The organism is Streptomyces sp. NPDC054813 (genome assembly GCF_053611365.1).
In genome coordinates this window covers 1-9,028 of the sequence record NZ_JBSHAF010000047.1, presented here as the reverse complement: position 1 = coordinate 9,028, position 9,028 = coordinate 1, and the positions used below count along the sequence as shown (strand labels likewise).

7 protein-coding genes and 1 pseudogene are annotated in these 9,028 nt (G+C 68.9%); 6 read left to right on the top strand and 2 right to left on the bottom strand.

The features are described from left to right. Nucleotides 1-1,001: 1,001 nt before the first annotated feature. A complete protein-coding gene (locus ACWGJB_RS48045) occupies nt 1,002-1,205 on the bottom strand; it encodes a cold-shock protein (protein WP_453386350.1) in 204 nt (67 codons plus the stop codon). Between the two features lie 289 nt (nt 1,206-1,494). On the opposite strand from ACWGJB_RS48045, the gene ACWGJB_RS48040 reads away from it, so the two are divergent. The 6 genes and pseudogenes from ACWGJB_RS48040 (at nt 1,495) to ACWGJB_RS48015 (ending at nt 8,204) form a co-directional block, all read left to right on the top strand. Beyond that, on the top strand, nt 1,495-2,310 hold the full coding sequence (locus ACWGJB_RS48040) for a dihydrodipicolinate synthase family protein (protein ID WP_453386349.1): 816 nt from the start codon (nt 1,495-1,497) through the stop codon (nt 2,308-2,310). Between the two features lie 532 nt (nt 2,311-2,842). Beyond that, the gene (locus ACWGJB_RS48035) at nt 2,843-3,082 is read left to right on the top strand and encodes a CGNR zinc finger domain-containing protein (protein ID WP_453386348.1); all 240 of its coding nucleotides are present in this window, start codon (nt 2,843-2,845) and stop codon (nt 3,080-3,082) included. A 376-nt stretch (nt 3,083-3,458) separates the two neighbouring features. After that, on the top strand, nt 3,459-5,567 hold the full coding sequence (locus tag ACWGJB_RS48030; protein ID WP_453386347.1) for an ATP-binding SpoIIE family protein phosphatase: 2,109 nt from the start codon (nt 3,459-3,461) through the stop codon (nt 5,565-5,567). Nucleotides 5,568-6,555: 988 nt separating this feature from the next. After that, nucleotides 6,556-7,404: an SDR family oxidoreductase gene (locus ACWGJB_RS48025; RefSeq protein ID WP_453386346.1), complete on the top strand. Its 849-nt coding sequence runs from the start codon at nt 6,556-6,558 to the stop codon at nt 7,402-7,404. 184 nt (nt 7,405-7,588) lie between these two features. Further along, nucleotides 7,589-7,735, top strand: a pseudogene (locus ACWGJB_RS48020) (flavodoxin family protein); the annotation flags it as partial. Nucleotides 7,736-7,889: 154 nt separating this feature from the next. Next, a complete protein-coding gene (locus ACWGJB_RS48015) occupies nt 7,890-8,204 on the top strand; it encodes a hypothetical protein (protein WP_453386371.1) in 315 nt (104 codons plus the stop codon). Nucleotides 8,205-8,382: 178 nt separating this feature from the next. On the opposite strand, the gene ACWGJB_RS48010 is transcribed toward ACWGJB_RS48015, so the two are convergent. Continuing rightward, nucleotides 8,383-8,784 carry a DUF6415 family natural product biosynthesis protein gene (locus ACWGJB_RS48010; protein ID WP_453386345.1) on the bottom strand — a complete coding sequence of 134 codons (402 nt, stop codon included), beginning with the start codon at nt 8,782-8,784 and terminating at the stop codon, nt 8,383-8,385. Nucleotides 8,785-9,028: the final 244 nt, after the last annotated feature.

Here is a 9,028-nt window from a genome sequence, read left to right as displayed (position 1 = left end):
CTCCCGCCGCGCGGGGGGCGGGGGGGGGGGTGTAACACCTACCCCCCCCCCCCCCCCCCTCCGTGTACCTGGGCACCCGGCCGCACGGTCGGTCCGCATCGTCGTCTGCTGCCGGCCCGGTTCCCCGGTACGACGGGGATGTGCCGCGGCGAACGGCGGATCACCGGGGCCGCCAGGACCACCGCCGGGCGCTGGGCCGGGTACGCCCTTGCCGGGCAGCCCTTGACGTCGTCGCTCGGCCGGAAGGGGCGGCGCGGGTCCCAGGGCGTCGATCGCCGGCTTCCAGAGCGTGGACCAGTTGCGAGCGGAGGAGGCCCCGAAGCAGAGGGTGACGCTCAGCACGAACAAGCTGAGCCGATAAGTGGTTGGCTGCATCAGTCGACTGCAGAGCGTGTCGATCCGAGTCAGCGCCCAGTCGATCGGTTCCCCTGCGGAACGCAGACGACGAAGGTGGGCACGCCACTCTGGCTCGTCCTGAGTCTCGAACAGCACCTCCCAGTGGCCTGAGCCAGGAGTGGCACGAGCGGTGGCCCGCCGACTCTCGTCCTGCTGCTGGCGCTTCCTCTTCCGCTGTCCTGGCATGACCGAGCATCGCTGGCCACGTCTCCCCTCAGCAAGGCCATTGCGCCCGGGCGTGATCTACACAGCTGATCGATTTGTCAGACACGGCCTAGCACCACGCCCGCCACGCCACCCCCAATCCCCTCGCCGCCCATTCAGGTGAAGTGCAGAGAAGCCAGCGCAAAACGCACCGGTACGGCAGCGGCGGCAGCCCGCTGTGCCAGTGGTGCATGGCACCGGTGATGGAGCAGTGGGGTACGGCCGTACGGCATATCAGCACCCGCGCCTAATCGGTCCCGGGCGCGCACTCACGGACCGGGCGGACCGGCAACCGGCATCGCTTCCCGCAGCGCCTTGAGAGCCTCTACCCACTGCATCGCATCCCCGGGAAATGCCTAAGCACCCCGAACCGCTTGGGTTTGGGGTGCTTAGGCATTTGGTCAGGCCGGGATGACGTTCTCGGCCTGCGGGCCCTTAGGGCCCTGGGTGACGTCGAAGGTGACCTGCTGGTTCTCCTCCAAGGACCGGAAACCGGCAGCGTTGATGGCGGAATAGTGGACGAAGACGTCGGGACCTCCGCCGTCCTGCTGGATGAAGCCGAAGCCCTTTTCGGCGTTGAACCACTTCACGATGCCGGTTGCCATGTTGTCCCTATTTCCAGGGTTGGGGGGCACTGGCTTGTCAGAGCCCCTGGGTGAGGTGATCGCCCTGGTCCTCGGGGCTGTTGCACAGCACGAAACCCGCAGTGCGAACCGCGGGCGTTTGAGACTTCCGAACCACGACTACCAGTGCAGAAGTTAGCCGATCCGAAGTCACCTAGCTACTAAGCGCTACGAACCAGAGCTCAGAGTCGGAGCGACCCGCCGGACAGGCACGTTCGAGCGGACCTCTCAGTCCTCGACCTCGCAGCATTTGCGCCCCCGCACCCGGGCCATGTCGGTCACGTGGCACTGGTGGAAGCGCACAGGGTGGTCCTCGGTCGCGACCGGAGGTTACGCCTACCTCACCCGCGAACAGCGCGCCCGCACCGCGAAAGTCGCGGTCGAGGCCGCCGACGGCGTTCCCGTCATGGTCTCCATCGGCGCGCCGCGCACCTCTCACGTCCTGGCTCTGGTCGAGGACGCCCAGAAAGCCGGCGCACGGGCGGTGCTGCTCGCACCGGTGACGTACCGACCGCTCACGGACGACGAGGTGTTCGGCCTGTACGAGGACGTCACCCGCGAGCTGTCCGTGCCGCTGTGCGTGTACGACAACCCTCGTACCACCCAGGTGCACTTCACCAACGAACTGCACGGCCGCATCTCCCGGCTGCCGAACGTCCGCTCGATCAAGGTCCCCGCTGTTCCGGACGACTTCGGTCAGGCCAAGGCCCGGGTCGACGCGCTGCGCGCGGCGATCCCGGAGACGGTCACTATCGGTGTGAGCGGCGACTGGGCGGGCGTGCGCGGCCTGAATGCCGGGTGCGACGTCTGGTACTCGGCCGTGGGTGGTCTGTTCCCCCGTCCCGCGCTCGCCCTCGCCCGCGCAGTCCTGGCCGGTGACGCGTGCCTGGCTGCGGAGTCGTCCGAGGCGCTCGAACCGTTGTGGGCCCTGCTCCGTCAGCACGGTGGTCTGCGCGTCCTGTCCGCCGCAGCGTCCCACCTCGGCCTGACGTCGGAGCCGAACCTGCCGCGTCCCTTGCGCGGCCTGGACGAGGCCGCACGCCGGGACGTCACCGCCGTACTGGACGCCCTCCAGCTCACGACCTGATCAGGCTCAGCGCATCCGCATCCGGGCTTCCGCAGGGGTTCGGGTGAGGTGCAGTGGCCACGGCGGTAAGTCCAGTGCCTTCACCACGCTGTAGGTGATCTCCCAGCCCGGGTAGTAGCCCTTGCCGCGCAGGAGTTCCGACAGGCGCGTCTTGGAGTAGCCGGACTCGGCTCCGGCGGGCGCCCACGGCGAGAAGGCGGCTCTCCCCCGGGAGGGTCACTGTCGTCCTGCCCGGGCATCCCGGGCTCTTCGGGTTCGGTCACCGCGGCAGCTCCTCGCTCCCGGCCGGCGCAGCCGGGGGCGCAGCCTGCGCATCGGGCCGCGGGCCCGGACGTCATCGAGACCGGCACCGACTCCTACCGGCTAGCCTCCACCCGGCCCCGAGTCTCATCGCCGAGATCCGTGACCTACGCGCAGCCCTACTCGAGATCGTCACGGCTTCGGGACCCGAGGAACGGCGGCCCGCTGGACGAAGATGACGCGATGGTCGTCCTCGATCACCCTGAGGCAGGTCTTCGCGGCGCCAGGACAGGTGGAGCTGCAGCAGATCGACGGCGATCCCGTGATCGGCGGTATCACGCTCACGGTGGCGGAACTCATCACCGACCGCACCTGGCGGCGCATCCACGCCTGCGCCAACGAAGCCTGCGTCCGCGCCTTCTACGACATAACACGCAGCCGCACCCAGCGTTGGCACTCGTACGAAGCCTGCGGCAACAGGAACAACGCCGCAACGTATGGAGCCAGGAAGAAGGCCCGGTCCACGAGCTGACGCTTGCCCGGCCATGGCGAGGCGGGGAATGACTGGCACCGGACCCGCTCGCCGCACAGCCTGATTGGGCTCGAAGGCCAGGGCTCGCCGCGCCGACCTGCGGCGTCGACGGCGCCGTGCATCTCAACGCCGAGGATCTTCCCAGTGGCCGGCCGGATGGCCGCATCCGCCTGTGGCGGGGCACGCATGGCCCCGCTTGGTCTCAGGCGATAGCGGCAGCCCAAAATAGATGCCGTTGACCAGCTAAGTGGGGAACTAAGATGGCTGTCAGATGGCCCCTCAGCCCTCAGCCCTTGAGGAGAGTGATTCCGTGGGCCGTGTGTCCCGGGCGCCTGCCGAGAGAAACGGGCACCGCGTCGTAGCCACCATCTCCCGGATGTTTCGTGAGGTGAAGCCCGCCGAGCTCGCCCACCGGCCGGGCAGCATCTGCGCCTTCCTGCTTCTGAGCGTTGTGCTGGTCTCCGGTGTGCGACTGGTGCTCGCTGCCCATGATGTGCATGTCATGGGCATCGCGGAGTACGCCGTGCTGATCCCGTTCGTGGCCAGTGCGCTCCTGTCGGTGCGACAAACCTTGATCGTCGGGTTGTTCAACCTGGCCGCCGCCATAACGATCTACGGAGTCCTCCTCCAGGACATGGGCCGCGCCAACCAATTCACGGTCATCACGGCACTGGCCGGCGCGCTGTGCATCAGTCTGGCCGTCTGTCATGTCCGCATCGCGGGAGAGAGACGCCTCAGCCGCCTCATGATCGCTCGCGAGCGCCTCGTGCTGCTCAGTGAGGCCAGCAGCCGCGTCGGAAGTACCCTCGACGCCACAAGAACCGCAGAGGAACTGACCGAGGTTGCGGTAAACGGTTTCGCGGACAACGCCACGGTGGACCTCTTCGAGAGTGTCCTGGAAGGCGAGGAACCCGTCCTGGAGCCTTACACGGGCAACCTTGTCCTGCGCCGGAGCGCCGAATCGGGCTTGTCAGCGCAGCCTCTGGGAGATGTGAGTCCGGGCGAGGCCGTCGTCTACCGGGAGGGTGCGGAGACAACCCTCAGTCTGAGCACGGGCAAGCCGGCGATGCTGGAGATCACCGGAACCGCCGCACCCGCTTCCGAGTCTGCCCGCCCCGGCCACGCCCGCACGAACGCACCCCACTCCGCACTGGCGATCCCCCTCCGCGCGCGCGGCGTGACCCTCGGCACTGCCCTGTTCACCCGCTCCCCGGCCCGGGACCCCTTCGACACCGACGACCTCCTCCTGGCCCAGGAGATCGGGGCACGAGCCGCGGTGTGCGTGGACAACGCCCGCCGCTACACCCGCGAGCGCAACATCTCCCTGGCGCTGCAACGAAGCCTGCTCCCACCGATGGCACCGAAGCACGCGGCACTGGAAGCGGCCACGCGTTACATCCCCACGGGCCAGTACGCGGGGGTGGGCGGCGACTGGTACGACATCATCCCGCTCTCAGGAGCCCGGGTCGCCCTGGTCGTCGGCGACGTCGTCGGTCACGGCGTCAACGCCTCCGCGACGATGGGGCGGCTGCGTGCCGCCGTACGCACGCTCGCCGACATCGACCTGCCTCCCGACGAGCTGCTCACCCACCTCGACGACGTCGTCACCCGCACCCGGGACCGCATCGACATGGGTGAGGTCCGCAAGGGGAGCCGTGATCCCGGACCAGATGCCGGCGAGACCGTGGCGACCTGCCTGTACATGATCTACGACCCGGTCTCACGCCGCTGTTCGGCCGCCCGGGCCGGCCATCCGCCACCCGCTGTCATACGTCCGGGATCGGACGTCGAATACTTCGACATCCCCGCCGGTCCTCCGCTGGGTGTCGGCGGACTCCCCTTCGAGACGGCCGAACTGGAACTGCCCGTGGGCGCCAGGCTCGCCTTGTACACCGACGGTCTCATCGAGGTTCCCGGCCACGACCTGGACGAAGGACTGGAGCACCTCCAGAAGGCCCTGTCCGAGCCGATCGCCTCGCTGGAGGACATGTGCGACCACGTTCTGAGAACGGTGGTCGGTAGCGGCTCCCTGGACGACGTCGCCCTCGTCGTCGCCCGCACCCGGGAACTCGACAGCACGCATACCGCCGCGTGGAATCTGACCGACGGACTCGCCGACGTCGCCCGCGCCCGCGACCTCGTCTCGTCCCGGCTGGCGGCCTGGGATCTGGGGGATCTGGCGTTCAGTGCGGAACTCGTCGTCAGCGAGCTGGTCACCAATGCCATCCGCTACGGGTCCGTTCCGGTACAGCTGCGGCTCATCCGGGAGGACACCTTGACCTGCGAGGTGTCCGACGGCAGCAACACCGCCCCCCACCTGCGCCGGGCCCGGATGTTCGACGAGGGAGGGCGCGGGCTTTTCATCGTCGCGCAGCTCGCCAAGCACTGGGGGACCAGGCAACGGTCGGACGGCAAGACCATCTGGGCCGAACTCGCCCTCCCAGGTGTGCGGCCCACGAGAACCGAAGAAGGCTGCGTCCGGTAGCGCGCCGTATTCCGTTCAGTGGTTCAACGCAGAACGGCCCGTCAGGCTCTCCGCCATCGCTGATGTGCTTTTCTCCCTCGCCAAATTGATCGGTGAGGCACAAGAAGGTGACGATGCCGCGAGCCTCGCCTTCACCGACGTCCGCAGAGCACCAGGTGATCCCAACGCAAGCCGGGCCATCTCCTCAGAGGAGGCACTTCGTGGAATACGACGAGAGGCCACCGCTTCGCCGTTCCAGGGCCAGCCCGCCCGCTGGCAGACGTGCCCTCGGTGCAAGAAGCCGATCAGGCCCAGCGACCCCGTGGCGTCCACCGAGGAAGGGCGCTCGGGTCATTACCGGTGTGTCACGGGGCACGGCTTCGACGGCGCCAAGGCCCTCATCGAGTCGGGTGAGACGTTCCGTGCGCGGCGGTCGTCCGGGGGGCGGCTCGGGGGCCCCGTCCAACACGGGCGAGATCAAGCGGTAGCTGTCATGACGCTGCCCCCACCGTTCACGATCATCCGGACGGTAGGGGCACCGCCATGCGTCAGCCGACGGCGGGACACCCGGATGCTCACAGTGCCCGCAGTAACCTGCGGACCGCCCGCCGACGTCGGGCAACGCCCGGCGCGGCGTAGGCGGCGCCGACCCAGCAGGGCACGAGCAGGGCGGTCCCTGCCAGGAGCAGGGCGGCGAGGGTAAGCGCGAGCGCCTGGTCCGGGTGCCGGTCCTGGTGTGTCGCCGTGCCCGCTGTGTCGGCCGGACACCGACCTGGGTATCGACGTCGCGTGACCGGCCGGAACGCCGGCTCCAGCAGCGCCCGGCGTCCTCGCGGCGGCCGTCACACTTCGTCCAGGGCGCCGCTGGTCCCGACGAACGTCTCGATACCGTCGGGAGGCGGGTCACGTGCCCGGTGCCCCTTGCGCGGCGGTGGCTCGCAGACGTCGTCGACAATTGTTCTGTCGCAGGTCCTGTCAACGATCGAGCGGCCCTATACGCTCCCGGGGCATGAGGCTGCGGAGCACCCGCCCGGTGGATGTCGGTTCGGCACATGTGATCGTGACGGGCGGGTCGAGCGGCATCGGCCTGGCCACGGCCCGGCTGTTGGCGGGGTGCGGGGCGAAGGTGTCTTTGATCGCGCGGGGGCGGGAGCGCCTGGCGGAGGCCGGGAAGGAGCTGTCGGCTGCCGTGAGGGCGGCCGACGTTTCCGACCAGGAGGCCATCACTCGCGCCATCGGCGAACTGGAGACCGAGCAGGGGTTCCCCTGCGACATCCTGATCACCTCGGCAGGGCTCGCCCGCCCCGGACACTTCCTGGAACTGCCGGACGAAATCTTCCGGCAGATGATGGAGGTCGACTACTTCGGCACGCTGTACGCGATCCGGACCGTGGCTCCCGGCATGGTGGAACGCGGGCACGGCAGCGTGGTGGCGGTCTCATCCGCCGCAGGACTGCTCGGGATATACGGCTACAGCGCTTACGGTCCGGCCAAGTTCGCCGTACGCGGGCTGATGGAGTCGATACGGGCCGAACTCACCCCCCACAACGTTCACGTCGGTGTCGTATTTCCCCCGGACGTCGACACGCCTCAGCTCCACGACGAAAACCGGTGGAAGCCGGAGGAGACCCGCGTGGTCGGCGGCACGATCAAACCGCTCACGGCCGAAAGGGTCGCGGCGGCCATCGTGGACGGCATCGAGCGCCAGCGCTTCGTCACCTGCCCAGACGCGGGCACCTGGGCCCTGGCCCGGTTCGGCAGTGTGCTCTCGCCGTTACTCAATCACGAGTTCGACCGGAGGATCAGAGCGGTTCGCAGGTCACGCTCGGCGGGACCTCCGCGAGCCGCCGGCAGGTGATCGCGGAGTCCCGCTTCCCGGCACCCGGCACCCGGCGGGACCGCTCCTCCGTCCCTCCTCACGGACCACACCACGACGACGCACCCCCACGACGGCGACTGCTCCTCCACGACCGGGCCCACGATCGCCGAATGGACCAGCCACGCCACTCGCCGGAGACCGGCCGGTCAGCACCCCTGACGGCATGCCCCCGCGCGTTGACGCCACCAAGGAAGCCGTACAAGAGGCGACCTTGGCGGATGTCGAGTGGGCAACGGCGTACGCGTTCGGAACGCCGACCCGCTTCGGAAACGTGGCGGCGCAGCTGAAGGAATTCATCGACCGGACCGGTCGTCTGTGGCAGGCCGGGGTCGTGCGCGGACCGGCTCTCCACGCATGTCCGCGACTTCGACGACACGCGCGCCCGGCTGCTTCGGAAGCTGCGCTCGCTGCCCCGTACCGACGAGGCGGTCGTCCACGGTGTCGTCTTCCCGGAGACCGTGCTGGTGGACGACGACCTGCGGCCGCTCGCCCTCGTGGACTACGGCTTCCTGTCCACGGGCGGGGACCCCCGGTTCGACGCCGCCGTGGCCGCGGCCATCTTCCCGGCGGGCACCGAGCACGCCCCGGAGATCACCCGGCAGCTCACCACGCGGTTCGCCGACGAGTTCGGCTACGCGGTCGACGACCTCCTGCTGTACCAAGCCGCCTGTGCGATGGCCACGAGCGACGCCTTCGCGCCGGGCGGCGGTGACGAGCACTTCGCCTGGTGCGTCACCGTGCTCGAGGACCCGGCCGTCGCCGAGTCCCTGCACCGGTGACGCACCGCGGGCAGCCGGGAAGTTCCGGTGACGGTGTGTGCGGTGCCCTACGATCCCGAGCGGATCCAGGGGCACATGGCCCTGGGGGTCGAGCTGCCGTTCTCTCTGCCGACGACGCCCGAGGCGGCCACGAAGACAGCAGGTGGACGGTCGAGCGGAAGGTCGGGGTTCCAAGCAGTCAGGCCCTGCGCGCTTGGTACAAACAGCGGCTGGGGTACAGGTCGCCCTCCAGCATGTCAAGCACTGCGAGGACGGCCGACGCGAAGCGGCGCAGGTGACCGCAGGCTTCCTGAGGCAGGGGTTCTTCGCCGCTGAGCCTCATCTCCTCGACCGGATACGGTGCGACACGGTGAGGAACGATCTCTATGAGGTGCCGCAGGACATCGCGGAGCCGTTCCGTCAGAGCCACCGCCTCCTCCGATGTAGGGGCAGAGCCTTCACCGAAGACGGCTTCGAGATCCTCGTACTCAGTGTCGTCGACCAGGGCCTGCCGAAACGCAAGCAGCAGCCTCGTGAGGTCGGTGCGACCGGTGGCCCACCGGGAAAGACCCTCGGCCGGGCCGGGAGTTGCGGGCAGCACGAGCCCTCTCCCATGCTTGCCGGCGGCCGCCGTTGGCCGGTGCCGGGCAGGCACCGGCATTCGACCGCGGCCCGGCGCTCGGAACGTCCTTAACAACGGATTAGGCAGCCACCATGGGGCGAGCCTCGAAGATCGGGGCCCACATCGGGCTAGTACTCCAGCAGCGTTTCGCTATCTGGCCTGGTCAGAGGCATCGTCCGGAGTGTAGTGGGCTGATGGTGCGTCGGGGGCGGTCTTGGCGGAC

Bases quoted from the DNA above. Each gene is read 5' to 3' on its own strand.
- ACWGJB_RS48030 (WP_453386347.1), top strand. From the start codon at position 3,459: ATGTTTCGTGAGGTGAAGCCCGCCGAGCTCGCCCACCGGCCGGGCAGC.
- ACWGJB_RS48040 (WP_453386349.1), top strand. From the start codon at position 1,495: ATGTCGGTCACGTGGCACTGGTGGAAGCGCACAGGGTGGTCCTCGGTC.
- ACWGJB_RS48025 (WP_453386346.1), top strand. From the start codon at position 6,556: ATGAGGCTGCGGAGCACCCGCCCGGTGGATGTCGGTTCGGCACATGTG.
- ACWGJB_RS48045 (WP_453386350.1), bottom strand. From the start codon at position 1,205: ATGGCAACCGGCATCGTGAAGTGGTTCAACGCCGAAAAGGGCTTCGGC.